The sequence below is a fragment of the Bacillus sp. Root131 genome (genome assembly GCF_001429475.1).
GTDB lineage: Bacteria > Bacillota > Bacilli > Bacillales > Bacillaceae_G > Bacillus_A > Bacillus_A thuringiensis_S.
The window spans coordinates 1-26574 of record NZ_LMJQ01000016.1 but is presented as its reverse complement, the minus strand read 5'-3'; the positions used below and the strand labels follow the sequence as shown (position 1 = coordinate 26574).

The window sequence follows — 26574 nt, the reverse complement described above, 5'->3', positions numbered from 1 at the left end:
AGAATAATTGTAATGGATATGTTAATACATACGTATCTCTCTACTCTTTTTGATTGGCTACTAGAAACTACCATTATGGCCAGTATATTGGTAGGTTTTATCTTATGTGTCAAAGTTCTACTAAGGAATCAATTAACAGCAAGATGGCATTACGCATTGTGGCTAATTCTGATTGTAAGATTAATTTTACCTTGGTCACCCGATAGTTCTTATAGCTTATACTCCATACTTTCACATGGATATGTAACTTCTACTTCTCTAATTCAGAAGGAAGCGAATGTTTCTGGTTTAAAAGTAATGAATGAACCTGCAAAGTATGCTGTTAATTCGAATGATTCCAATAAACCATTGGTTGAATCGAGTTCCAAAGAAAAAGAAAAGGTTGCCAAACACATATCTATGTATGAAATCTGTTTATATGTATGGATACTAGGTGTTTTTTGTTTAGGGGCTTTAACACTAATTGCAAATAGACGTTTATATTTATACATACAAAAGCAATCAATTATAACAGATGAAAGGATTTTAAATATTTTTGAGGGTTGTAAAGAAACGATGTCTATAAAAGAAGATATTCCTTTACAATTAGCCGGCAAGATTGCTAGTCCGACACTCCTTGGATTTAGAAAACCTAGAATATTATTATGTGAGCAGCATATACAACGATTAAATGATAATCAGATACGGTTTATTTTCTATCATGAATTAGCTCATTTTAAACGTAGAGATGTTGGGGTTAATTGGCTTATGCATCATCTGCTTATACTAAATTGGTTTAATCCAATCCTTTGGTATGCCTATTATTCAATGCGCGAAGATCAAGAAATTGCATGTGATGCATTGGCTCTTACCTTTATTGATTCGGAAGAAAGAATCGAATACGGGCATACAATCATTACATTATTAGAACACTATTCAAATTATTATCAAATGCCTAGTTTAGCAAATCTAAGTAAAAATAAAAAAGCATTAAAAAGGAGAATTCTTATGATAAAAAAATTTAATAAAAAATCGTATCGTTGGTCAGCTTTAGGATTGACAGCTGTATTAGGTATATCTACTTTTTCTTTAATGAATGCAAATGCTGAGGAGTTTAAGGGCGAATCACAGGCTACAAAAAATAAAATTGAACAAGCCGCTAAACCTGAAGAAATGACTAGGCTTGAAAAGAGTAAGGCAGAAGAAGCCGCAAAACAATCAGAGATGGACAAACTTGAGCAAAGTAAAAAGAACACAGAGATCTCTGAAGCAGCAGTACTTAAACTTACCGAAAAACAAAAGCAATATCTTAAATCTAAAGGACTTCCAGTGAAGCAAACTTCTAAAGAATCTGAAGTTACGGGGCTTATGTTAGTTTCTCTAGTGAAACCTATTGATAATGGAGATGGAACAGGATTTCAGCCAGACCATGTTGGAGAAGTTGATATAATTCACAAAGATGAATATAAAAACAAATATGGTAAAGAAGATTATGTAGCATTCGCTGCATGGGAATAAGTCTAGTTATATTACCAATACTCTAAGATGAATTTATGATTATAATTAATAGAAAGCGTCATTCTTTTTATAGAAATCTATAGAAAGGATGGCGCTTTTATTAAAAAATGAATAGCATTTGTTTGCTAAAGAACTTCGGAAAGATATATTTATCCATCAAGAAATATTTGGCAAGCGTATCAAAATATTAATTTTATAGGCACAAGTTCATAGAATACCAAAAATTGGCTTGATGGGCGTAGTAAGGCAGGTTCTACTTTCGTTTGTTAGATATCTCATAGAATTTTATACTAAATAGAATAAAAGCATTTTTATCTTAATATGAATTGTTTCTAAAAATAAAAAAGAATCTAGTGGCATTTCTAGATTCTTTTTTATTGTTGCCTTTAATATAGCATACCTGGAGAGAATGCTCTTTTGATACATAAGGTAATTGAACTTTTTAAACCGACGGAAGGATAAAGTAATCTTTTAGAAAATTAATTGGTGATAGCATATATTTTTACTATAAATGGGTGATTCACACCACTTGGATTTGCGATATAGTATTTAGAATTTGTATCTGCTGCAGTCCTGGATTCATTTCAAATATTGCTCCAACTAACACGATCTAGACCCAGAGAAACATCGACCATAATATTGAAAGAGATACTGTCAGAAGTCTCTCCCAGGGTAGGTTCAATAATCCATTTTACCCCCAGTGTCCCTGGGGGTAAATTATTTATACTAAAGTTTTGGCTGGATCGGTTCTTTTCTCCAGGCAATGGCTTAGAGTCAGAAGAAATTTGGGAAATCAATATTTCTTTTTCATTAACGTTTATTCCATTTAATTTAATGATACTATCTATTAAACCTGGACCAGGAAAATCAGCTGCAATGACACCAGAATGTCTAATCCCACCTTGTAGTATGAAATCTGTCCCCATTGTATTCATCCCACCATAAAATACTTGACCATTTGTATCACGAGGGAAGTCTTTCCATTCACTTGTTGTATTTTTTTGAATTAACTGTGGGTTACTACCAGTATCTCTATTTTCCTTTCCACTTGCAACAAACCAAGGATAATAATTATTCCATAATGCTGTAGCGCCACCTGTGCCACTAAAATGGTTGAGATAGATATGATTATTGTTAAAATCTTTATTTGCCTTTAGAAGCTGGTTTTTTACTGCATTCCATTTCTCATACATTCCATCCGGTCCAGCGCTAACTTCAAAATTATCTTGGATATCTAATGATTCATAATTAATTCCGTATTCTTCAGATGCTGCGAAGTTTTGTAGTATTACAATTTTTCCGCGGATATCTCCTAACTTAGGGTTATTTCTTTCTGAAAATGGCACAGAATTAGGTTCCCAAAAATAGGACACATTACGGTCTTTATAACTTTTAAATATCTCCTCGAATGACAGTGAGCCGTTCTCTGGATCAGTTTCCTCTTTTAAGCGCATTAAAATTGTTTCTTGAGGGTTTTCTCTTAAAAATTGGATTGTTTCTTTTAATACATCTTCAAACATTGCTTTTTGATTTACAATACCATGCTGCATGGCAAAAGAATTTTTCACACGTTTAACACGCATGTCTACATAACGTATTCCTGCATTGAACTGCTGAGATAGGGGCATTGTTTGATTTCTTGTCAAATTCTCATCAATAAAACTCGCTCCATGTAAAGCCATTGAACCATGAGTACCTGGAATAGATAATTCGCTTATTCTTTTTGTATCTTCCAATTTTGACATCCAGTTTGGATTTCGATAACCTAAATCGGACTCATAGGAATAACCTGGATGTCTATCAGCAAATACTATTGAAGCTGTACATAAACTCGCTAGTGTAAAACAAGTAAGAATCCCGAATTTTAAATGTTTTTTTATCTTTATTTTCTTCATTATATCTCTCCTGATTTTAAACAGATTAGTCTTATATAATAATTTGGGTGCTTTTACCATATGCATAAAGTCCAGCATGAGAATAATAGAGCGCATTAATTTGAAGATTTAGTTTTTATAAATAGTTCCAAATTTATAATAGGTACCAATGGGTTTATAAAGTCAAATAAGGTAATATATTAGCTACCATTAGAGTTACTATTGTCATTTACCTTAAAATATTGTGTTAGCTTTAAAATTTAGAGAGGAATATTTTCATTTAGATTTGCTCAAAAGCCATCGTACACGGGGAACATAAGTTTTGAAATGTAATCATACAAGGATGGGAAGACCAAAATAATCAAGTGCAAGTTTAGTGAAATGATGACAAAGTATATTATCATACTTCATGTACTTTATAGGGCATACAATTCAAATCTAATATTATACAAAGAAAACAGAAGTCTTAAACTAGACGTCTGTTTTCCGAAGTACAATGAATTGCTGAAATTAGTAAGATCTACATGATTCTTAATTTTAATTAACATAGATTTTTATTTGTTAAGAACCTATGTGGCAAAATTATATGCATTCTATATCTGAGATCAAAAGACTTTTGGGGAGAGTCTCACTTGTATTAATGCATTAAAGTTAGAAATATATTTGTTACATATAATATCATTTTAGAAAAACTTACGAATAATACTTCTCTGTAATCCTAAATAATGCCTATAAGCTTATTTCTCATTAAAGCTTAAACTAACTGCAGTAGCAATAGATTGTCCTGCATGTTCCCAACTACCATCGATAACTTTACCAAGTTGTTGACCGAGTGAATTTAAATCATTTGGATTAACAGGAATCCCGTTATATGCAGCAAGAATTGATAAAAGTGGAGCTACAATTGGTGTCCAGCCGCCTCTATCAATATGAAATTCGAATCCGGTTACCTCACCATCTTTTTTTGTGAATTTATAGTAAAGTTGATCATCTGGACGGAAGCTTAAATGATGAGAGATTTGTCCGTATACATCTTTACCAGCTGCACCTCGATCCACAACTTCAATTTCTTTTACATTAAATTCATGCTCAAATACTTTTATTTTTTTTACTTCGGGACCATTTAATGCAGCTTGAACAGCCGTTTCTAGATTACTTTGTGCAAACGGTTGAATACTAACTTGTGATTCCTGTTGTTGGATAGGAGCAACTGTCTCAGCAGCAAATACTGATGTTGTAGGTAATGCACCTGTAGCTAATGTTGCAGCCAGAGCAGTTGCTGTAATGATTTTCTTTTTCATAATTTTACTTCCTCCTTTTTAATGTATGATAATAAACTATAAATTACTGACAGATAAATTATTTCTATACATATATAGAAAAACATTATTGTGGGTAATGGAAGTTAGACTGACAGATAATTTATATGATAATAGTATCAATATGCATTTGATTTCTCAATTTTCAGTCAATGTATTCAATACTAACCAATTTTAAGTAAGTTTTAGAAGGTAAAACTCTAATAGCAATCTAGAAACATGGCAATATTAGAGTGAAAATGAAATGATAATCATAAAATATTCAATTAATATCAAAAAAATATAAAAAATTTCACATATATTTTTATTTTTAGGTTATTTGATTTTATTGTAATGTGCAGAATTATAAATGTTCATGTAAGTTAAAAATGAATAATATTAAAGTGATTGTTAAAATTAACGAAATGTTCAAGGTTTTAATCTCAAAATATGAATATTAGTTATATAATCATTTTAAGGGGATAATTCACCCCTTCCTCTAATGTTGTTGTTTACAAGTTTATAGTTCCAATGTGTTGAAGCTACGATAAAAAGAACTTGTAATTATATATTACAAGTTCTTTTTGTTTTGATTTTTTTGAAAGATACCTAAACTAGTTATGTTTTTCATATTTTATCAAGAGAACGGTAGAATTCTATACGGAAGTATATGTACATTATCGTAAAATAAATAGTAATTTGTATATAAACTAAGTGATTCTTAATCGTATTCTAATAACAGAAGGAAAGACCAACTAAAAATATAGTTGGTCTTTCCTTTAAGTTGGTGTAAAAACAAATAAATAAAAGATAGGTGAGAATTAATGCTGCTAAGCAGTATTGATTCTGAATTAACTATAACACACTTCCTAAAAAGTAGTTGTGTCAGTTGATTGAACATTCATTCTTCTTTTTTATCAAATAAATATCTAAAATACATCAATTAATTGACAAGGGATGTATTTTAATCGATAAATAAATCAATACTATAGATTTTGGAAGTAAATATTTTTTTTATTCTTGTACAATATGTTTGCATTTAGAATTAGTTATAATACCACTTTTTAATAACCAATTTACTCATTAAGAACAAGGTATTAATGTGTATGGACAATAATTAACAAAATAAAAATCTAAATTTTCATTTTGTTAATCAATTCGACTCCTCGTAGATTGATTTTACGAGGAACAAACTATTTTAAAATTAAACGTATGAAAATGAAAGAAGTAATCAAATGAAGCAATAAGGCTTCTAACCGTAAGGACTGCGGGGGCAGCCTAATCAACTAGAGTTCGATTGAACTCTTTACTTAGGAATTCCTCACTTCTAAACGAAGTAAAAGTGGGGGTAGTTCAAGAGAATATGTAAAGAAGAGGTAAGAAGGTTCATGGCGAAACAAGTTAACGGGATTGTTAAGAAATCTGTGTAAGTTTTTGAAACGAATATTTAGAATAGCAAATATTAAGGCAAGATTGCTTCTGTCTTTTTTTATCTTCTTTTGAATTTCGATTTGTGTGATAATTAAATCGAAAGGTCGTGTAAGAATGAAGATAGCGGTGATACAAGCAAGTACCCAAATTAGCAAAAATGAACTGATTTTTGAAGAGACAAAAAGGGCTGTGGCGAGGCATGGATATGAAGTGCTCAATTTTGGTGTTACATTTAAAGAATCCGAGTTAAGCTATATCCAAGTGTCCTTAGCTGTTGGTCTACTTCTAAATTCAGGTGCAGTTGATTTTGTGATCACTGGATGTAGTAGCGGTGTTGGTATGTCGATTGCCTGTAATACACTTCCGAATGTCATTAGCGGTTATCTGCCAACTCCAACAGATGCGTTCCTATTCGGTAGGATAAATAATGGAAACTGTGCATCACTGCCACTTGGATTGAATTTCGGTTGGGCGGGCGAATTAAATCTTCGCTTCACGCTTGAGAAACTATTTGAAGAACCGTTCAATACTGGGTATCCTGAAGAATCCGCCGAACGAAAGAAACGTGATGCAGAACTTTTTAAAGTAATCAAGAGTTTTTCACATCATAGTATTGTTGAGATTCTAAGTCAGCTAGATGGAGCGGTTATTAATCCTGTTCTTCAAAAGCAAGAGTTAGTGGAATTCCTCTTGCGAAATGGCAATAACACAGATATATCAAATTATCTTATCGAACAAATGAAGCATTTAAATTACGGTAGGTAAATACTATTTTTTTTAATACGTTTGGCGAATTTATAGTTAACCATAAGTTGATTCAACACCATTAACCAATTACACCGCCATTCCATTTGTTTTGGAGATCTTTTACATGTAAATACAGAACCTTGAGTAAGGCGTTTTCGTTCAGGAAAGCGCCTTTTTCGTTACCTTATGGAGACTTGATATTGCACTTTAAAGTTAGCTTTATTTTTATTTCAACGGTGATATTCAGACCTGTTCAGAGCTTATTTACTATACCTGTGATAAGAAATATGCATATAGATAATATCATCATACCTATTTTAATTAGTAGTGCATATATAGTTTGCTGTTTAGCAATTAAAGTTTTTACGTAAATATGTTGTGTCTAATAATATCAAAATTTATTTATATATCCACTGAATGAGCTTTTTATATATTTATTTGGATATAAATCATTAATCATTGCATATGGGCTCCCATTCCAGTATCTTACTACAGGTGTCCATAATCTATGATTTTTAAGCCATTGCATTGTGTATTGCTGTAATAATTGATTATCTGTCAGCTTCTCTTTTTCCTCAATTGTCCACTGTAAGGCATCTAGCGCTTTTTCTCTCGTCCAAAAACCATTTGGTGTCATTTTAAATTCCCATTCTTTAAATTGACCTGGATATAAATCATTAATCATTGCATATGGACTATCATTCCAATATAGTTGACAGGCTCCGCTCAATCCTGATTGAACTAACCATTTATTATCGTATATATTCTTCAATTGATCCACATTTAATTTTTCTTTTTTTTCAATTGTCCATTTTAGTGCTTGTAATGTTTTATCTTTCGTCCAAAACTTATTAGGGGCCTTATTAAATTCCCATTCTTTAAATCGATTTGGATATAAATCATTAATCATCGCATACGGGCTTCCATTCCAAATCACCCTTAGAGGTGCACTTAGTCGATGTTCTATTAACCATTTTTGCCCATAAATTTGTAAGAGTTTTTGTGGTGGTAATTTCTCCTCTTCTTCAATTAACCATTTTAATAATTGCAGAGCCTTTTCTTTCGTCCAAAAATTTAATGGTGTCATTCTAAATTCCCATTCTTTAAATTGATTCGGATATAAATCATTAATCATCGCATATGGACTATTATTATATTTGTGCTTCAATACACCACGTAATCGATACTTTGCAATCAATTTGTTATTCCAATTCTGTTTTATCTCTTCTTCATTCCAATTCAAAATTTTTGTTACTAAATACTTTGTTACTCTTCTGGCCAATTGATTATTTCTATCTAATTTCCAAGTGTTTGGTGGGAATCTATTTCTTTTTCCATCTAATATCTCCTGATAGATGTCCTCTATAGTATTAGTGTTCGTCTGCATCTTAAGACCTTCTTTTAATTTTATATATAGTTAAATAGATTTTAATGGTAGGACTTTCGTCCGAACTATTAAAAATGTAAACTCTATCTTAACTTAGAAAATATGATGCTTAATCAAATCATAGTAATGTAAAATAAGAATTACCTATAGAAAATATATAGCCTAGGGCAAATGAAAGAATAGATTTGTAAAATATAATTTTCAATTCATAAAAGACATCAATCTGAAAAGAAAGATTGATGTCTTTTATTTAATAGTATTACGGTTTATTTAATTACTTTCCATAAAGCTAATGAGAAAATCCAATTTGGATCACCGTATCCTTGATAACTTTGAACTGCTTCATAAATTTTACCTTGATGTTCTACTCTATCTCCTTTTTTATATGCAGCATACGAATCCCATGCCTTATACTCAGAAGAGGGGGTATCTTTTGTTGTGATTTTGATTTCATTACTCGCAACTGAAACTTTTCCTTGAGTATCTATAGCTTTTACCATATATCTATATTCTGTACTAGCCAGTAAATTTTCATCTGTATAGTAAGTTGAAGGACTTGTAGCTATTTTCGTACCGTTACGATAAATCTCATATTCTTTTATACCAACATTACTTATGGATTCTTCCCATATTAAATGAACACTGTTTGTAGTAGTTTCTGATGCTTGTAATCCTGTTGGAGCTGTTGGAGCTATTTGTTCTGGATTCTCTTCTTTTGTTGTAACTGAAACTTCATTGCTACTTTTTGACTTATTTCCCGCTGCATCTGTAGCCTTAATTGTATAATTATATTTTGTATTGGCTTGTAATCCCGCATCTTCATAACGTGTTGTTTTTGTTGTTCCTACTTTTTTTCCATCACGATAAACTTCATATTCTTTCACACCAATATTATCTGTGGAAGCCTCCCACTGTAGCTCAACAGTTGTTGTTGTTTTACTAACAGAACGTAGGTTAGAAGGAGCTGTTGGAGCGATTACGTCAATTTCAGTACTACTATTAAAAGCAGAAAATAGTTTAGAAAAGGCACCATCTTCTACATCGGGTAATCCAGAAGCATCTCCAGTTGCCTGACCAATTTGCCAACTTTCAGTAGCTTTTTTATCACGATACACTGACCACATACTAATTTCCCCAATACCTTTTTCTTTGGCAAATTGGAACAATTCTTTTGCATTGTTTAATGTGAAAGTTTCATTTTGAGTATCGTTTTTTCCTATCATAGGTGTAACAGCAATCATTTTCCAAATGTCAGAATCTTTAATAGAACCCTTATATAAATTAGTTAATTGTCCATGCAAGCTATTAATAGCATCTATCGCAGCTTGTCCCATTTGTTGGTTTTGTTGCCCGTAATCCATAGTCATAATATTAACTGAATTTAAATCTACATCATGTTTTATAGCGCTTTGAATCACATTTAGTCCATCATTAGTTAGGCCATAAGGCATTACTGGTAAGGTATAACCAATTTTTACATCTTTACCTTCAGCTTTTAATTCCTTTTGTAATAACGCAATTGCTTTTGATCTTCTTTCGATAGATTCTGGGTGAGCGACTAAGCCTCCTTCAATATCAAAATCCATGTGTGTTAAATGTAATGTGTTAATTACACTTTTATAAGCATCTTTTAATTTATTTACATCTGTAATAGCTGCGGCAAGATCTGCACCTAATCCAGGGATATTACCAGCATTTGCTCCACCAAAAGATACTTTAACATCTCCACCTATTTTTCTAATTTGTTTAATTTGATCATCTAAGTTACCATCTCCAATAGGGGTATGACTTCCTCCCCATACTGGATTTCCATTTTTATCAGCCACTATAAAGGAAAGCGTGAAGAAACTAGTATTTGTTTCTTGGGCATATTTTAATAGATTTTGAGGATTCATGCCGTTATCTACATATGGTGCAAAAACATGAGTTGGCCAAGTGATTCCTTCACCAAATAAATCATTAGGATCGCTATTGTCAGGTATATATTCTGAACCAGTATATAATTCCCAACCGCTAAATTGTTGGGTAGGTAGTGTACCTGCATTTACCCAATATACAGAATGATAAATCTTACCTTCATATGTAACGTAAGATTCACCTGGATAATCTTTATTTTTATTCCAAAATGGCGCTACTTGTTGTTGAGATTTCGCTATATTTTCTTGAGCGTAGGCAAACGTATGGCTAATGGCTTGGGATGTAGGAATGATCATAGTTAATGCAACAGCTGTTTTTGCTAGAGTACAAAATGGATGTTTCTTTCTAATCATAATAATATCTCCTCACTTATAATTTATAATTTAAAAAAGAAATTATATTTGGCATTATTAAAATTCTTTTAATATATATTTTGAAGAATTATTGCCGTAACTCCCGATACTGATACTTTTATACGTGATGATTACCCTCATTTAGTAGGATAACAACTTACAAAAAATGAAACAAATTAGAGGGAAATATAATTATATTGATTCCAAAATAGTATATTTCTTCTCATAAACTACAGGAAATCAAATAAAAATGTTATAAACATATACCATTTTTGTAAGGTGGGGATGAATAGTGAGCTAGAAGTAATATAAATGTACACAAAAGTGTCGATTCTAATAATCTAGTTTGGTTAAAAAATTTTTATCTTAATTAGAAGACTAACTACTATTTTGACTGAATCTAAACAATATGTTGTATTTTTTAGTAATAATATAAGATTATTCTTTTTAGATTTTCTAAAATTGTCTTAATTTAGTTAAATAGGTAAACTGGAAACACCATAAATTAAGTCCTTTACTTCTCCTGCATTTTTTATCATTTTAGCCAAGAAGACTCCTTCCTCAAAGAGCGTGAAGGGTCACAGTCCAGTGAGTAGGTGGGAGATGAACTGGCTTCGAACAAGGGATGACAGGAAGCCATCTTAATTGTTCAACTTACAGAAAGTTTTACTCCACTACCTATCGAATGTACGTTTGGTATATGATAGTCATATACCGAAATGGAGGTGAATCAAATGATAATTAATAAAGCTTATAAGTTTCGTATCTATCCAAATCAAGCACAAGCAATTCTAATTAACAAAACGATAGGTTGTTCTCGCTTTGTATTCAATCATTTCCTATCCCTATGGGATCACGCATACAAAGAGACTGGAAAAGGTTTAACATATGGTACATGCTCTGCCAAACTTCCTGCCATGAAGAAAGAGTTCGTTTGGCTCAAAGAAGTGGATAGTATTGCGATTCAGTCGTCTGTTCGCAACCTTGCGGATGCATATACACGATTTTTCAAAAAACAAAATAGTGCCCCGCGTTTCAAATCCAAGAAGAATAACGTACAATCTTATACCACAAAACAAACAAATGAAAATATTGCCGTTGTAGGGAACAAAATAAAGTTGCCCAAACTAGGCCTTGTTCGATTTCCCAAAAGTCGTGAAGTAGAGGGACGTATTGTAAATGCGACTGTTAGACGAAACCCTTCTGGTAGATATTTTGTGTCACTATTAGTTGAAACAGAAGTACAAGAACTTCCGAAAACACATTCTTACATTGGGATAGATGTAGGACTAAAAGATTTCGCCATTTTGTCAGATGGAACACCCTATGAAAATCCGAAGTTTTTCCGATCATTAGAAGATAAGTTGGCGAAAGCACAGCGTGTTCTTTCTAGAAGAATGAAAGGATCTTCTCGCTGGAATAAACAACGAGTAAAAGTAGCTAGAATTCATGAATACATATCAAATGCTAGAAAAGATTACTTAGACAAAATCTCAACTGAAATCATCAAAAGCCACGATGTTATCGGTATAGAGGATTTGCAAGTATCGAATATGTTAAAGAATCATAAGTTAGCAAAAGCAATTAGTGAAGTATCTTGGTCACAGTTTCGAACCATGTTGGAATATAAAGCAAAATGGTATGGCAAACAAGTCATTGTCGTATCGAAAACATTTGCTTCCAGCCAATTATGTTCTTGTTGTGGATATCAAAATAAAGACGTTAAAAATCTAAACCTACGTGAATGGGACTGTCCTTCTTGTCGTACACACCATGATAGGGATATTAACGCAAGTATCAATCTAAAGAATGAAGCGATAAGGCTTCTAACCGCAAGGACTGCGGGGTTAGCCTAATCAATTAGAGTTCGATAGAACTCTTTACTTAGGAATCCCTCACTTCTAAACANATGAAGCGATAAGGCTTCTAACCGCAAGGACTGCGGGGTTAGCCTAATCAATTAGAGTTCGATAGAACTCTTTACTTAGGAATCCCTCACTTCTAAACGAAGTGAAAGTGGGGGTAGTTCAATATCAAAAGTATAGGACTAGAAAAAACCTCATAAAGAGGTTTTTTTTATTTCTATATTTATCTTTGGTGTGAAAATTCAGTTACAAAATTAATTTTGACATAATGCTATGATTCATTTAAATATTTCGTGCTCTTATATGTTGGATGAAGTCTTCAGATTATTTCATGATATATACAATTTTAATACTTATTTAGTTTTTAATATATAGTATTGTAATTTTGCTAAATTCTTAAAAGGACACATACAAAATTAAATAATGTGTAATATACACTTAATTAATTTTTGGGATTGTAATTTTGAACTAATTTTTTTAATTTATACTCAGTAGCATAAGCATCAGCAGCAATAATTGCATCAAAAACCATTTCTGGTGAAATTTCAAATGGCATATTATGTATAGTTTCACCATCTTGACAGGCAGCTTCAGCCACTTTCATCAATTCTTCTTTACTTGCATCACCTAAGTTCAGATCTTTAAGTGTAGTTGGTAAGCCAAGCTTGATACAGAAATCAATGTAGTTATATAGTTCTTCAGTTGTCCAAGATTCCAATGCCATTTGTACTAATGTGCCAAATGCAACCTTTTCTCCATGCATCAAATCATGAGTCTTATCATGTAAAACAGTAAAGCCATTATGGATGGCATGAGCTGCAGCTAACCCCACACTTTCAAATCCAAGGCCACTAAGTAAGGTGTTTGCCTCTATTACGGCTTCAACTGCTGGAGTAACAGTTTTTTGTTTAACTGCTAAAAGAGCAGCTTCTCCATATTGAAATAAGGTATCCCAACAGAGTTCTGCAATCTTAGCAGCTGCTAGGGTAGAGAGTCCTCCAGCCATAGCGGGTTTTCGTGATTCTAAATTTGCTCTAGCTTCAATCCATGTAGCCATTCCGTCTCCAATCCCAGCAGCTAAAAATCTGGATGGAGCTTGTGCAATGACTTGGGAATCTACTAAAATAATATCCGGATTTTTTAAATAGAATTTGTATTTCTCAAATACTCCATCATCAGAGTAAATAACAGAAAGAGAACTGGTTGGAGCATCTGTTGAGGCAATAGTGGGAACGCTTACAACTTTGGCCGAAAGAATTTCTCCTACCGCTTTTGCTGTGTCTACTGATTTACCACCACCAATACCAATGATTACATCAGCACCAAATTCTTTTCCTATTTTCTCAATTCTTGCAATTTCATTTTCAGAACTTTCACCATTAAAACCGACCTTTTCAAAGCTTAGATTTTGTTTATGAAAGCTTTCCATAACTTTTTCACCAACAAGATGCCAAACACATTCATCTACAATAACTAATAAATTGGTTCCTAGAGGTTTTACATACTCTCCAATTTTTTTAATTACATTTCTTCCCTGAATATATTTTTGCGGGCTAATTAGGATACGTTCCATGATAATCACTCCTTGATTTTTTTGTAAGTAAGCTGAAAATCTAGCCTTGAATCTAATGTTATCAAAATTCTGAGTACAGAATTATGAATATTTTATGTATATTTTTCGTCTGTTATATGACGGATTAAAAAGTAGTGTTATGATTATCAAAAATCAAATACTATTTTTTAAGAAAGATGAAATGGGAAAAATAGTATTAAAAACCTATATTATCAGGTTTTGTATAAATAATCTTATTATATAATAGTTAGAGTTTTAATAATGAAAATAAAAATACATAAAATTCACTGGTTGAATTTTATGTATTTTTATGCATGTATTATTATGAAATAGGTTCTTGTGATACAAAAGATTGAAATTAATATTCATATTACAAATGGTCCACATGCTCGAGCTGTAGCTACACTTATAGCAAAATTGAGCGGAATACTTTTAACGATGAATCTATTTATGAAACACAATCAGTATTAGACCAATTGACTCTTGAAAAGATAAGAATAAAGTATTTAGAAAGTGAATTGTCGAAATATAAAAAACTAAACAACTCTTTTCCAGACATCATTAGTTATAGTGACACTTTAATAAAGACGCTCTTTGTTGCGAATAAAGTGGCAGAATTAGATTCTACGATTCTTATTACTGGAGAGAGTGAAACAGGGAAAGAACTTATAGGTAAAGGTATCCATAAAGCTGTTTTCAGAAAGGATAAGTCGTCTATTCTAGTAAATTGTGCGGCTATCCCCCCCTAATTTAATTGAAAGTGAGCTATTTGAGCATGAAAAAGGAGTATTCACTGGAGCACTTCACATGAGGAAAGGGAAATTTGAGCAAGCAAACATTGGAACAATCTTTTTAGATGAAATTGGATGCTTAGAGCTAAATGTCCAAGTGAAATCATTATAGTTTTTTATAATAAAAGGGAATTGTAGGAGGGAATAAAACTAGAAAATTAAATGTTAGGGTACTAGCGGCGACTAATGGAAAGGAATAGATGCCATGAAAAAATTTATTAATAATCCAGAAAAAGTAGTTAAGGATATGATTGACGGAATGATGTTTGCACATTCTGATAAACTACAAAATATGGCTGAAACAAATATAATTATTCGAGCTAATAGTCCATTTCAAGGAAAAGTGGCAATTGTCAGCGGAGGCGGGAGTGGTCATGAACCAGCGCATATAGGATTTGTTGGTAAAGGGATGCTTGATGCTGCTGTAATGGGCGAAATTTTTACTTCTCCTACACCAGACCAGATTTTGAAAGCGATTCAAAAGGTTCATACTGGAAGTGGGGTTTTGTTAATTGTAAAAAACTACTCAGGAGACATAATGAATTTTGAAATGGCTGCTGAAATGGCTGAAGCACAGGTAATCCCGATTGCTACAGTCATTGTTAATGATGATATTGCTATTAATAATAGTTCACACACTATGAGAAGAAGAGGAATTTCTGGAACAATATTTGTACATAAAATAGCTGGAGCAATGGCTGAGAAAGGTGCATCGCTTAAAGAAGTTGAAGATGTTGCAAATAAAGTAATTGCTAATATACGTAGTATGGGAATGGCATTAACAACGTGTACTATACCTGGATCTGGTACAGTCGGTTATAAAATTGGTGAAAATGAAGTAGAGGTTGGTATAGGTATTCACGGTGAACCTGGAACTCATCGTATTAGTATGATAGCAGCTAATGAAATGGCTGAACTCCTTTTAGAGCATATTTTAAGTGATATGCAGTTGAAAATTGGTGACAAAGTTGCAGTAATGGTAAACGGCTTAGGTGGAACGCCGTTAATGGAATTATATATTTTAAATAAAACGATTAACACAATATTAAACAAAATTGGTATCGATATCTGTAAAACATATGTTGGAGAATACATAACAGCGATTGATATGGCCGGTTTTTCTATTACTTTATTAAAACTAGATGAACAATTAACTGCTTTGCTTAATGATCCAGCAAATACGACTAACTGGCGTGTACAATAGGAGGGCCAACATGTATATTACACCAAGACATATTATCAATTGGATGCAACTCACTGCAAAACAACTTGAGTATCAAAAAAAAAATCTAACGCAACTTGATCAATTCATAGGTGATGGAGATCATGGTATTAATATGAATAGAGGATTTAAAGAGGTTGAAAAAAAGATATCATATACAGCTTATGATGATATTGGAAATGTATTTCATGATATTGGAATGATACTTATTTCAAAGGTTGGAGGTGCATCAGGGCCTTTATATGGAACAGCCTTTTTGAGGGCTGGCAGTGTTTTGAAAGGGAAAAATAAAATTACAATCAATGAATTGGGGCTTGCTTTTCAAGAATCTGTAGATGGCATCTGTCTAAGGGGAAAAACTCAGATAGGAGATAAAACAATGCTTGATGTTTGGGATCCTGTTTTGAAGTATATCCAAAGAAATGGAGAAAAAATAAAACCTATTGGTCTTATCATTTTTGCAAGAGAACAAATGGAAAAAACTAAGCCATTATTAGCTAAAAAAGGACGTGCTTCTTTTCTAGGAGAAAGGTCTATTGGTCATTTAGATCCAGGAGCAGTCTCATCTTTTATTATCTTTGAAACTCTATGTTTATCTCTTATAGGTGAAAAAGAAATTGTTAATGAACTTAGGGAGCAATTATGATGAGTAATGCAGGAATAGCTTTAGTTTCTAATGGTTATCTACTAGTTAAGAGATTTAAAAGCTTTACTCGTCCAATTAAGTTCCAGTGTTTTAATAGTTTCTGCAGGAGGAGTAGATAACGATGAAGGAGGTTGAAGCGTTAGATAAATTCAAGAGGCTATTTATAACGAATGAGTTGTAATTGTATTCCTAAATTTGGGAGGCGCTCTAATTAAGAGTGATTAAATCAAAATAGCAGATTCACCATGAATAGAGGGTCCTACGTAGCAGTTGTTGAATTAGGGATTGGCAAAATATTAGAAGAAATATATAAGATTTAAGGCTGTACTTGAAGCGAAAACTATTATAAAAATATAAAAGGAGCTAATCTTATGAGAATCGAAAGAAAATTAATTGTAACTCGTAAGGATGGAATTCATGCAAAATCAGCAAGTGAAATCGTAGATGGCTTAAGGGATTATGATTGTTCGGTTCAGTTTATATCTAAAGATAAAAAAGTTAATGCAAAAAGTACTCTTCAATTAATCGATTTAGCAGTAAAAAGAGGAGCAGAAATACATGTAATTCTTGATGGGGAAGATGCTGATGATGCTCTTGTGTTTATACAATGGTTTTTGAAATAACAAAGGGGGTCATAAATATGTCTCCATTTATGGGGGAATTAATTGGAACCTTGGTTCTTATTTTATTAGGGAACGGCGTTGTAGCAGGTACTTTGCTGAAAAAATCCAAAGCACAAAATTCCGGATGGGTTGCAATTACTCTTGGCTGGGGATTAGCAGTTACATTCGCTATATATATAGTAGATAACATAAGTGGTGCACATTTGAATCCTGCAGTTACAATTGCTTTTGCTTGTATAGGTGTATTTCCTTGGAGTGAAGTTCCTTCCTATATTGGTGCACAGTTGATTGGGGCTTTTTTAGGTTCAATATTTGTCTGGCTCCAGTATTTTCCGCATTGGAAAGAAACTAAAAATCAAGAAATTATATTGTCGGTGTTTTCTACAAGCCCTGCAATAAAAAGTTGGCCGTCTAATTTGTTAAGTGAAATTATTGGCACTGCGGTATTTGTATTTTCAATTTTAGCTATGGGTCATAATAAAGTTACAGATGGACTACTTCCAATAATAATAGGCGCGTTAATAGTATCTATAGGTTTATCTCTTGGTGGCACAACTGGATTTGCTTTAAATCCAGCTCGAGATTTTGCCCCAAGACTAGCACATCAAGTCTTACCAATATGTAATAAAGGCTCTTCGGATTGGGGATACGCGTGGGTTCCCTTAATTGGTAGTACCATAGGAGGAATCATAGGAGCTATAGGTTTTCAATTGATTTATTAAGTACTTAATATATTAAAATTTAATTAGAAAGTAATTAGTTAACCACATTTACTATCGATTATGTAATGCGAAGGGGTATTTAAGTAAAAAATGTATGCTAAAAAAATCACTATACATTTCTTATAATGAGGAATTGTTTTATTCATAAAATGTTCAATTTATATCCATTGTGAAAAAATTCACAATGGATATAATGAATATATAACTGTTGTAGAGGATGATAGTGGTTTATTCTTTTGAGAACTGATAAACGAGCTGCTTTTATCTTGTTATATTCATGGTTTTTTACAAATAGTATTATAATTTGATTCATACTCTCTTGAAAGTTGAGCAAATATCCAATCTAAACAAGATCAAAAATACCAATGCCAAATATTCTTTTGCGACGAATCAACTCTTTTATCAAATTTCTGTCTCCAACTATAAACTGTTTTCTAGATAGCTATCTTTAGCAAACTTCTGACTCGTAAGAAGGGGTTATGGTTTTTTTGTTTGCTATTTTGTATGCAGGCGATATAAATCATCTTATTAGATAGAATGGCAATGTTTTTAGTAAGTGGAATCGATTTCATTATACGAATAACAGTGCTTTTCTTTAGTTGGGAAAAGGATAAATATGTATAGTCTGTCATTCAATTGAACTTTTGGTGAGTAACATATGCGTAATTAAAAACTTACATGGTATTTTTATCATTCGAAAGAACTTTAAATTGATTTCTGTCATGTTCGTTTGCACTGATAATCATGTTTTTCGAGATAAACGCTTTCCTTATCAATGAGGCAATTCGCAAGTGGAGTTTTACTCCTATTTTGGTTTAAAGCAACTCAGTCTATTTATAGTTGGTTAGGTTTAGAGTAAGTGTATTTGAAACAATGATTTTCAACGGTATGTTCTTTCTATATTTTGAAAGCGTTTTCTTATAGTGGTTTATTTTATAAGATTATGAACCTTTTACCTAAGAAATTATGTGTTTTAATTAATGATTTGAAAAATGATGAATTGAAGATTCACAAACTCATTTTTAGTAGTAAACAAAATTTTTATAAAAGAAGTGAGATTTAAATAGCCTAGGAGGTGGTTTTCTCAAGGATAGAAAAAGTTGGTTTTTAATAGTTAAAGATTGATGAAATGAAGAAGAAAAGTTGTGTTGGTTGCGTCAATTCAGAAAAAATTAGGATGAAATATTTAGGAGGTAGAGAGATGGTAGGGATTATCCTAGCAAGCCATGGCCAATTTGCTGAAGGCATTTTACAATCTGGCGCAATGATTTTTGGAGAGCAAGAAAACGTTAAGGCTGTTACCTTAATGCCAAGTGAAGGGCCAGACGATTTGAGAGCAAAAATGGAAGCAGCAGTTGCATCTTTTGATAATCAAGATGAGGTATTATTTTTAGTCGATCTATGGGGCGGTACTCCATTCAATCAAGCCAATGGCTTGTATGAAGAACACAAAGACAATTGGGCAATCGTTGCTGGTTTGAACTTACCAATGGTGATTGAAGCTTATGCATCCCGTTTATCAATTGCGTCTGCCCAAGAAATCGCAACACATATCGTTAAAACAGCGAAGGAAGGGATCAGAATTAAACCTGAAGAGCTGGAACCCAAAGAAAATACTGATACCGCAGTTGCTAAAGATGGAAAAGCAAAAGGCAGACTAGCTCCCGGTACAGTAGTTGGTGATGGGAAGATCAAGTTCGTTTTAGTCCGGGTGGATTCTCGTTTATTGCATGGTCAGGTAGCGACTGCATGGACAAAGTCTACACAACCAAATCGTATTATCGTAGTTTCAGATGCAGTGTCTAAAGACGATCTTCGTAAAAAATTAATCGAACAGGCGGCACCACCAGGGGTTAAGGCCAATGTTATTCCAATCAGCAAAATGATTGAAGTTGAAAAAGATCCCCGTTTTGGTAATACTAATGCACTGGTATTATTTGAAAACCCACTAGATGTCCTGAGAGTTATAGAGGGTGGTGTGGATATTAAAGAAGTTAACGTTGGTTCTATGGCTCATTCAACTGGAAAGGTTGTTGTTAATAAGGTTCTTTCTATGGGAAGAGAAGATGTTGAGGCTTTCGAGAAAATGAAAGCAAAAGGCATTCATTTTGATGTACGTAAAGTACCTAATGATTCTCGTGCAAACATGGATGATATTCTAAAAAAAGCGAAGGTTGAATTATCGTAGTTACATAGCAAATTTAAATGAAATGAGGGATCATAATGTCTACTATAGAAATAATTTTAGTGATACTAATTGCATTTCTAGCCGGTATGGAAGGAATATTAGATGAATTTCAATTCCATCAACCACTAGTGGCATGTACACTAATCGGTTTAGTAACAGGTAACCTGGAGGCTGGTATTGTTCTTGGCGGTACACTTCAAATGATTGCACTTGGATGGGCAAATATTGGAGCAGCCGTAGCGCCAGATGCTGCATTGGCATCAGTTGCATCAGCAATCATTTTAGTATTAGGCGGACAAGGTGTTAGCGGTGTTGCATCAGCAATTGCAGTAGCGGTACCACTTGCAGTAGCAGGGCTTTTCTTAACAATGATTGTTCGTACACTTGCTGTTCCTATTGTACACATGATGGATACGGCAGCTGAAGAAGGAAATATAAAAAAAATTGAAGTGTTACACATCGCTGCGGTGTGTTTACAAGGTATCCGAATTGCGATTCCTGCCGGAGCACTTTTATTTATCCCTGCACAAAGCGTTCAAGGATTCTTGGAATCAATGCCTGCTTGGTTAACTGATGGAATGGCTATTGGTGGGGGAATGGTTGTTGCTGTTGGTTATGCATTAGTTATTAATATGATGGCAACAAAAGAGGTATGGCCATTCTTCATTATTGGTTTCGTAATAGCTGCGATTTCTCAATTAACACTTATTGCTCTTGGTGCATTGGGTGTGGCTTTAGCTCTTATTTATTTGAGTCTTTCTAAAATGGGTGGTTCTTCAAATGGTGGTGGAGGTAACTCTGGTGACCCGCTTGACGATATCTTAAACGATTATTAATTCAGGAGGAGAAGAGAAATGGCAGAAAAAATTCAATTAACAAAAAGAGATCGTTTAGCCGTTGCATGGCGATCTACATTTATTCAGGGTTCTTGGAACTATGAACGTATGCAAAATGGTGGTTGGGCCTTCTCGATGATTCCAGCGATTAAAAAGTTATATAAATCAAAAGAAGATCGAAAAGCAGCATTAAAACGTCACTTGGAATTCTTCAATACACATCCTTATATTGCTTCACCAATTCTAGGAGTTACATTAGCACTTGAAGAAGAACGCGCTAATGGTGCAGAAGTTGATGATGTGGCAATTCAGGGGGTTAAAGTTGGGATGATGGGTCCTTTAGCCGGTGTTGGTGATCCGGTATTCTGGTTTACTTTACGTCCGATGTTAGGTGCTTTAGGAGCCTCATTAGCAATGGGGGGGAATATCCTTGGGCCAATCCTTTTCTTCTTAGCTTGGAATCTGGTTCGTTGGGGATTTATGTGGTATACACAGGAATTTGGTTATAAAGCCGGTTCTAAAATCACTGATGATCTTTCAGGTGGATTATTACAAGATATTACAAAAGGTGCATCAATCCTTGGTATGTTTGTACTGGCAGCCTTGGTGGAACGGTGGGTATCAATTAAATTCAAGCCAGTTGTATCTGAAGTTCAGTTAGATAAAGGTGCGTATGTTGAGTGGGACAAACTTCCTGGAAATGGTGAAGGGATTCGTCAATCTTTTGAACAAGTAAACTCAGGAATGGCACTGTCACCTACGAAAGTGACTACCTTGCAAGATAACTTAGATCAATTAATTCCTGGTTTAGCTGCATTGCTTCTAACATTCTTCTGCATGTGGTTGCTGAAGAAAAAAGTCAGCCCAATTGTTATTATTCTTTCATTATTCGTAGTTGGGGTAGTTGGTCACGTAATCGGACTTTTATAATTTAAGTTGCTCACGTTTTCAATTCTTAAGATTTATTATTTAGGAATTGTTGAGATTAAAGTGTAGATTAGTAGCCTGTGAATCGATAATAGTTCGTATATAAAAAGTGGCTGGGGATTATCGTTTCAGCCACTTTTTGTATTGACTTAATTGTTTGAAGTTACGAATTATAAATAGGATAAATGAAATGGAGTGGATATGATGGTTCAATCAATTAATACAAAGGTAGATTTAGTAATAGATGCTACCGCTTTTACAGGACTTACGGACTATGGGAAAATTATGATTGGTGATAAAGGGTTTGAATTTTATAATTCTCGTGATACGCGTAAATTTATTCAAATTCCGTGGGAGGAAGTAGATTACGTTATAGCCTCTGTAATGTTTAAGGGGAGATGGATTCCACGTTATGCTATTGAAACCAAGAGAAATGGAATCTTTACCTTTTCTTCTAAGGAACCTAAGAAAGTTCTTCGGGCTATACGAGAATATGTAGATCCAGGTCATATGGCACAATCTCTAAGTTTCTATGATGTTATTAAACGTGGTCTTAAATCGCTAGGTAAAAAGAAATAAAATGAAAAGAAGGGGTGTATTTTTTATATAGGAGCTAACATGGTTTTTGTGTAAAAATAGATTAACTGATTATGCTCATTTTTAGAGTCATACTATCAGTATGTTCAAGATTAAGATATTAGTTGTAAGAGCCTTGGGATTTTTGCACCAGAACCGTTTTATACACTAAAGGTTATTTATGTTATTTAATTATATTTTTGCAATCGTGCTGTGTTATAATTCTGAAATACTGATATATCTAGTAGGACTTATAGATTTCGGTTTATCATATGAAATGAAAAATTAAGCCATTATCTTTGAGGTTCAGGCTATCATTATTCACACTATTATTCAGACTAAAAGAAGTACAAGGAGGAAGGTATATCTATTAAAATAGTAAGATATGCCAAATTCAAAATGAATATTAAATTTAATAAAAAAGTAGTAGCATTTACGGCAGGATTAACGGTATTATCTTCACCATTGGTATCGTTTGCAGAGGAACAACAATCAGTAAACAATAAGCAATCTACAAGCCTTCAAGTGCAAGATAACACAGACCAACTTCAAACAACAGATGAACAGGCTTTAAAAAGTATTGAAGCTAGTTTTGAAGAGGTAGACGGACGTGGTGGAGGTACTGTCGACAATAAAAAAGCAGATAGTCTTCAACGTTCAGAAGGTATTCATGAAGAAACAGGTACATTAACTGTTCCTAACAATTCAAACAGAACAAAACGTAGTCTGTCTCCCATATCACCTAACGCCTCTAGTACAATAAACGGTGTTCCATTCACGGAATGGATTGTTCCAGCAGGTAACGATAATATTCGTCCTCAAAACTACATGAGTCCAAAGTACATTACAATTCATGAGACTGATAATACAAGTGTAGGAGCAGGTGCTAGAAACCACGCTCAATACCTATATAACCAAGCAGTAGGTAACACAGACCGAGCGGCATCGTGGCATTTTACAGTAGACGATAAAGAGATTTATCAACATCTACCATTAAACGAGAACGGATGGCACGCAGGAGACGGTGATGGTCCAGGGAATAGAGAATCTATTGCAATTGAAATCGCAGTTAACAGTGACGGTAACTATAGTAAAGCAGTAGATAACGCTAAGAAACTTGTAGCTTATTTAATGAAAGAAACTGGTGTACCGTTAAATAACATTGTAAAACACCAAAAATGGAGCGGTAAAATCTGCCCTGCTAACATGATTAATAATGGGCAATGGGATGTATTCGTAAATAGCGTTGAGGGGTATTATAATAATCTTTATCAACCAAAAGATGACATTACTGGAGGTTGGTATGAAGAAGCTATACGAGAGTTAAATAGAAGGGGTATTATGATAGGGGAAGGAAACGGAGTTTTCGCACCCAATAGAGCGATAACAAGAGCCGAATTTGCTCAATTAATCTCTAACTCTCTAAAACTGCCAGCTGGAGATGCTTCATTTAAAGACCTAAGCGATGCAAATTCAACTTTACGAGATGGTATTAAACGTACTGCAAGTGCAGGTATCATTCAAGGTAGAGGAGATGGTTATTTTGACCCAAACACACCTATTACAAGAGAAGAATCAGCCATTATTGTAAACAAGGCTTTACAGTATAAAGGTATATGGGGACCGGTTGTAAACCTACCATTCTCAGACAAAGACCAAATTAGCTATAAAGAAGACGTACAAAGATTGTATGGCCTAGGTATTGTAAGAGGTAAGGGTGACAATCAATACGACCCTAAAGGAACAACAACTCGTGGTGAAACAGCAACATTCATTCTAAATATGCTACAAGTAATTGAAAATGGTAGTGTTGAAAAGGTAATTGGAACGGCTCAAATTAATGGTATTGGGGTAAATGTTCGAAGCGGATCAGGTACAAACTATTCTATTGTTAGAAAGACAAGTAAAGGTGAAAAAGTTACAGTATATGAAGAAAAGAATGGCTGGCTAAGAATTGGAACAGGTCAGTGGATTTATTATGACTCTAGTTATATCGACTATAATAGATTATAAAAGACTAAATAGTTAAAAGAACAGATCATATTTGGATATATAACTTACTCTCAGGTTGTGAAGAAGACTTTCTCCACAACCTGTTTTTGTGCCTATCCCCCGAAAAGAGGGGTTAAGACAAAATATTCCAAATTAGATTTGAATTGTACTTAAAAATATATATTTCAAATCTTCTACAACTGTATCGACATATGTCAAATATAAATAAGTTATATTTTTGAAATGAAAAATTCTGCATTTTTGGCTATGTCACAAAGTACACTTTTTGACATAAAGCTTAATCTTCTTATGAATTAAGCCTATTCCCCTTTTTCGGGGGATGGGCAAAGTTACCCGTATGCAAGATTTTATGCGAAAAATAGGGAGACATAGGGAAGCCAAAAGGCACTCCAGAATAGGAATGTATAAAAAGATGCATAGGGTCATAGAAAAAGAAAAAGGCGAATCCCTTGTGAGAGTAAGGGGACGTCTTTTTCTTTGCTATCGATAATGAGACGTTATATTAACTTCACGTGTATATGTTATACATCAAAACTTCTCATCCAGCGTTCCCCCCCACATGATACAATTAAGAAAAGGAGGAGAACTTCAAAATGATTTTAGAAGCAGTCATGTTGCAAGTAAAAGACGGTATGGAGACGGAGTATGAATCAGTATTTAAGCAAGCATCCTCAATCATCTCTTCCATGCCAGGATATATAAATCATGAATTACAACGCTGTATGGAGCAGAAAGGAAAATATTTGCTCCTTGTGCAATGGGAAACTTTAGAAGACCACACAATAGGATTTCGTCAATCTAAACAATATCAAGAGTGGAAAGCATTATTGCATCACTTTTATGATCCATTTCCAACAGTTGAACACTTTAAGTCTGTAGAGTTATCACGAAACTGAACTTGACCGTCTCTTAATACTTGAAAAGTAACTTCCAATAGCGAATTTTATGTAAATAAGCTGCCTATATGGACAGCTTATTTCTTTGCTTAGCGTTGTTTTTTCCGAAATGCTAGCGGAACCCTTTGCCCATCAACTTAAGAATTTTATCATGTCCTAAAACAAAAAAATGTACGTTGAGATGCTATTCTTCTCGTCTTGGAAGATTTTCTTTCCTTAGCTTGCTGGTGATAAGTTTATACTCCTAGTAGTAAAATTTCTTTTTACTTATAATGGGATATGTAACTTAATTAATTAACAAGGAGAATGGAACATGATACAAAGTATTAACCACATTTGTTTTTCAGTTATAAATCTAGAGAAGGCTATTGAGTTTTATCAAAATATACTTCAAGCGAAATTATTAGTAAAAGGTAGAAAGTTAGCTTATTTTGATTTAAATGGTTTATGGATTGCTCTAAATGTGGAAGAAAGTATACCAAGAAATGAAATTCAGTACTCTTACACACATATAGCTTTCACTGTAACAAATAATGAGTTTGATTCTTTAAAAGAAATATTAATTCAAAATCATGTTAATATCTTACCTGGACGAGAAAGAGATGACCGAGATAAACGGTCTATTTATTTTACAGATCCCGATGGGCACAAGTTTGAGTTTCATACTGGTACTTTACAAGATCGTTTACAATATTATAAAGAAGATAAAAAGCATATGACTTTTTACTGATAAAAAAGCTAGTAAAATACTAGCTTTTTGCATTTCTGATAATGAAGATTATGTAAATGTATAAAGGTAACAGAAATAATGATTAAACAGGTTTATAAGGCGCTGATACATCGCTATAAAATCAATAAAGCTATAAAGACGTTATCCTTTCTGGAGAATTATAGGAAAGGATGACGTTTTTTTATGAATTTTTCACTTAAGGATGAACTACAACCATTTGTGGAAGAATTTCAGGGATATGTTACACCAGTATTTTTTGAAGAACTGGCAAGATGTATGATTTTATTGTAGGAATGTTTTGATCCGATGATCCGAAAGATCAGGTTGTTCTCGCTCTTAAGTTGATGGACATGGGTCACCATACATGCCCATCAACTTAAGAATTTTCACTACCCCCAAGTACCAAAAAACGTTATTCTTTCTTACATAATATAAATGAGAAAGGGTGACGTTTTTTTATGA

At 33.4% G+C, this 26574-nt stretch carries 20 protein-coding genes and 1 pseudogene; 16 read left to right on the top strand and 5 right to left on the bottom strand.

Features of this window, described 5'->3' with window-relative positions; all coding sequences use genetic code 11:
* The first annotated feature begins 12 nt into the window (after nt 1-12).
* Complete coding sequence (locus ASE54_RS23810; protein WP_000367373.1) at nt 13-1497, top strand: M56 family metallopeptidase; 1485 nt, start codon at nt 13-15, stop codon at nt 1495-1497.
* A gap of 479 nt (nt 1498-1976) precedes the next feature.
* On the opposite strand, the pseudogene ASE54_RS23805 reads toward ASE54_RS23810, so the two are convergent.
* Nucleotides 1977-3392, bottom strand: a pseudogene (locus ASE54_RS23805) (phosphatidylinositol-specific phospholipase C).
* Between the two features lie 716 nt (nt 3393-4108).
* A complete protein-coding gene (locus ASE54_RS23800) occupies nt 4109-4672 on the bottom strand; it encodes a hypothetical protein (protein WP_000726947.1) in 564 nt (187 codons plus the stop codon).
* Nucleotides 4673-6214: 1542 nt separating this feature from the next.
* On the opposite strand from ASE54_RS23800, the gene ASE54_RS23795 reads away from it, so the two are divergent.
* Nucleotides 6215-6865, top strand: a complete 651-nt coding sequence (locus tag ASE54_RS23795; protein ID WP_000686199.1) for an RpiB/LacA/LacB family sugar-phosphate isomerase — start codon at nt 6215-6217, stop codon at nt 6863-6865.
* Between the two features lie 373 nt (nt 6866-7238).
* Here ASE54_RS23795 and ASE54_RS23790 read toward each other — a convergent pair whose 3' ends face one another.
* Both ASE54_RS23790 and ASE54_RS23785 read right to left on the bottom strand, forming a co-directional pair.
* Nucleotides 7239-8234, bottom strand: coding sequence for a DUF4046 domain-containing protein (locus ASE54_RS23790; RefSeq protein WP_001194338.1), 996 nt, complete (start codon nt 8232-8234; stop codon nt 7239-7241).
* 266 nt (nt 8235-8500) lie between these two features.
* Nucleotides 8501-10504 (bottom strand): carbohydrate-binding protein, encoded by a 2004-nt coding sequence (locus tag ASE54_RS23785; RefSeq protein ID WP_000619726.1) that lies wholly within the window; start codon nt 10502-10504, stop codon nt 8501-8503.
* 734 nt (nt 10505-11238) lie between these two features.
* On the opposite strand from ASE54_RS23785, the gene tnpB reads away from it, so the two are divergent.
* Nucleotides 11239-12360, top strand: coding sequence for an IS200/IS605 family element RNA-guided endonuclease TnpB (tnpB, locus tag ASE54_RS23780; RefSeq protein WP_000586190.1), 1122 nt, complete (start codon nt 11239-11241; stop codon nt 12358-12360).
* 451 nt (nt 12361-12811) lie between these two features.
* On the opposite strand, the gene ASE54_RS23775 is transcribed toward tnpB, so the two are convergent.
* Complete coding sequence (locus ASE54_RS23775) at nt 12812-13942, bottom strand: glycerol dehydrogenase (RefSeq protein WP_000439701.1); 1131 nt, start codon at nt 13940-13942, stop codon at nt 12812-12814.
* Nucleotides 13943-14460: 518 nt separating this feature from the next.
* On the opposite strand from ASE54_RS23775, the gene ASE54_RS37210 reads away from it, so the two are divergent.
* The 13 genes from ASE54_RS37210 (at nt 14461) to fosB (ending at nt 26112) form a co-directional block, all read left to right on the top strand.
* Nucleotides 14461-14691, top strand: a complete 231-nt coding sequence (locus ASE54_RS37210) for a sigma 54-interacting transcriptional regulator (RefSeq protein ID WP_235567864.1) — start codon at nt 14461-14463, stop codon at nt 14689-14691.
* Nucleotides 14672-14845, top strand: coding sequence for a sigma 54-interacting transcriptional regulator (locus ASE54_RS37205; RefSeq protein WP_003255935.1), 174 nt, complete (start codon nt 14672-14674; stop codon nt 14843-14845). Before ASE54_RS37210 ends, ASE54_RS37205 begins: the two co-directional genes overlap by 20 nt.
* 93 nt (nt 14846-14938) lie before the next feature.
* Nucleotides 14939-15937 (top strand): dihydroxyacetone kinase subunit DhaK, encoded by a 999-nt coding sequence (gene dhaK, locus ASE54_RS23760; RefSeq protein ID WP_000713538.1) that lies wholly within the window; start codon nt 14939-14941, stop codon nt 15935-15937.
* Nucleotides 15938-15947: 10 nt separating this feature from the next.
* Entirely contained in the window at nt 15948-16601 is a 654-nt protein-coding gene (gene dhaL / locus ASE54_RS23755) for a dihydroxyacetone kinase subunit DhaL (RefSeq protein ID WP_000276016.1), read from the top strand.
* 371 nt (nt 16602-16972) lie between these two features.
* Nucleotides 16973-17224, top strand: coding sequence for an HPr family phosphocarrier protein (locus ASE54_RS23750; RefSeq protein WP_001217721.1), 252 nt, complete (start codon nt 16973-16975; stop codon nt 17222-17224).
* A gap of 17 nt (nt 17225-17241) precedes the next feature.
* The gene (locus ASE54_RS23745; RefSeq protein WP_000074462.1) at nt 17242-17946 is read left to right on the top strand and encodes an MIP/aquaporin family protein; all 705 of its coding nucleotides are present in this window, start codon (nt 17242-17244) and stop codon (nt 17944-17946) included.
* Nucleotides 17947-19147: 1201 nt separating this feature from the next.
* A complete protein-coding gene (locus ASE54_RS23740; protein ID WP_000232811.1) occupies nt 19148-20134 on the top strand; it encodes a mannose/fructose/sorbose PTS transporter subunit IIA in 987 nt (328 codons plus the stop codon).
* Between the two features lie 35 nt (nt 20135-20169).
* Complete coding sequence (locus ASE54_RS23735; RefSeq protein ID WP_000103758.1) at nt 20170-20970, top strand: PTS mannose/fructose/sorbose transporter subunit IIC; 801 nt, start codon at nt 20170-20172, stop codon at nt 20968-20970.
* 18 nt (nt 20971-20988) lie between these two features.
* The gene (locus ASE54_RS23730; RefSeq protein WP_000818327.1) at nt 20989-21900 is read left to right on the top strand and encodes a PTS system mannose/fructose/sorbose family transporter subunit IID; all 912 of its coding nucleotides are present in this window, start codon (nt 20989-20991) and stop codon (nt 21898-21900) included.
* Nucleotides 21901-22098: 198 nt separating this feature from the next.
* The gene (locus ASE54_RS23725) at nt 22099-22476 is read left to right on the top strand and encodes a DUF956 family protein (protein ID WP_254905669.1); all 378 of its coding nucleotides are present in this window, start codon (nt 22099-22101) and stop codon (nt 22474-22476) included.
* Nucleotides 22477-22872: 396 nt separating this feature from the next.
* Complete coding sequence (locus ASE54_RS23720; protein WP_001021941.1) at nt 22873-24486, top strand: S-layer homology domain-containing protein; 1614 nt, start codon at nt 22873-22875, stop codon at nt 24484-24486.
* A 593-nt stretch (nt 24487-25079) separates the two neighbouring features.
* Nucleotides 25080-25382 carry an antibiotic biosynthesis monooxygenase gene (locus tag ASE54_RS23715; RefSeq protein ID WP_000599693.1) on the top strand — a complete coding sequence of 101 codons (303 nt, stop codon included), beginning with the start codon at nt 25080-25082 and terminating at the stop codon, nt 25380-25382.
* Between the two features lie 313 nt (nt 25383-25695).
* Entirely contained in the window at nt 25696-26112 is a 417-nt protein-coding gene (gene fosB, locus ASE54_RS23710; RefSeq protein ID WP_000616115.1) for a FosB family fosfomycin resistance bacillithiol transferase, read from the top strand.
* The last annotated feature ends 462 nt before the right edge of the window (nt 26113-26574 follow it).

Coding starts and splice junctions, on each gene's coding strand:
- dhaK (WP_000713538.1), top strand. CDS start 14,939: ATGAAAAAATTTATTAATAATCCAGAAAAAGTAGTTAAGGATATGATT.
- ASE54_RS23745 (WP_000074462.1), top strand. CDS start 17,242: ATGTCTCCATTTATGGGGGAATTAATTGGAACCTTGGTTCTTATTTTA.
- ASE54_RS23740 (WP_000232811.1), top strand. CDS start 19,148: ATGGTAGGGATTATCCTAGCAAGCCATGGCCAATTTGCTGAAGGCATT.
- ASE54_RS23730 (WP_000818327.1), top strand. CDS start 20,989: ATGGCAGAAAAAATTCAATTAACAAAAAGAGATCGTTTAGCCGTTGCA.
- ASE54_RS23735 (WP_000103758.1), top strand. CDS start 20,170: ATGTCTACTATAGAAATAATTTTAGTGATACTAATTGCATTTCTAGCC.
- ASE54_RS23785 (WP_000619726.1), bottom strand. CDS start 10,504: ATGATTAGAAAGAAACATCCATTTTGTACTCTAGCAAAAACAGCTGTT.
- ASE54_RS23725 (WP_254905669.1), top strand. CDS start 22,099: ATGATGGTTCAATCAATTAATACAAAGGTAGATTTAGTAATAGATGCT.
- ASE54_RS23800 (WP_000726947.1), bottom strand. CDS start 4,672: ATGAAAAAGAAAATCATTACAGCAACTGCTCTGGCTGCAACATTAGCT.
- ASE54_RS23715 (WP_000599693.1), top strand. CDS start 25,080: ATGATTTTAGAAGCAGTCATGTTGCAAGTAAAAGACGGTATGGAGACG.
- dhaL (WP_000276016.1), top strand. CDS start 15,948: ATGTATATTACACCAAGACATATTATCAATTGGATGCAACTCACTGCA.
- ASE54_RS23795 (WP_000686199.1), top strand. CDS start 6,215: ATGAAGATAGCGGTGATACAAGCAAGTACCCAAATTAGCAAAAATGAA.
- fosB (WP_000616115.1), top strand. CDS start 25,696: ATGATACAAAGTATTAACCACATTTGTTTTTCAGTTATAAATCTAGAG.
- ASE54_RS23720 (WP_001021941.1), top strand. CDS start 22,873: ATGAATATTAAATTTAATAAAAAAGTAGTAGCATTTACGGCAGGATTA.
- tnpB (WP_000586190.1), top strand. CDS start 11,239: ATGATAATTAATAAAGCTTATAAGTTTCGTATCTATCCAAATCAAGCA.
- ASE54_RS23790 (WP_001194338.1), bottom strand. CDS start 8,234: ATGCAGACGAACACTAATACTATAGAGGACATCTATCAGGAGATATTA.
- ASE54_RS23775 (WP_000439701.1), bottom strand. CDS start 13,942: ATGGAACGTATCCTAATTAGCCCGCAAAAATATATTCAGGGAAGAAAT.
- ASE54_RS23810 (WP_000367373.1), top strand. CDS start 13: ATGGATATGTTAATACATACGTATCTCTCTACTCTTTTTGATTGGCTA.
- ASE54_RS23750 (WP_001217721.1), top strand. CDS start 16,973: ATGAGAATCGAAAGAAAATTAATTGTAACTCGTAAGGATGGAATTCAT.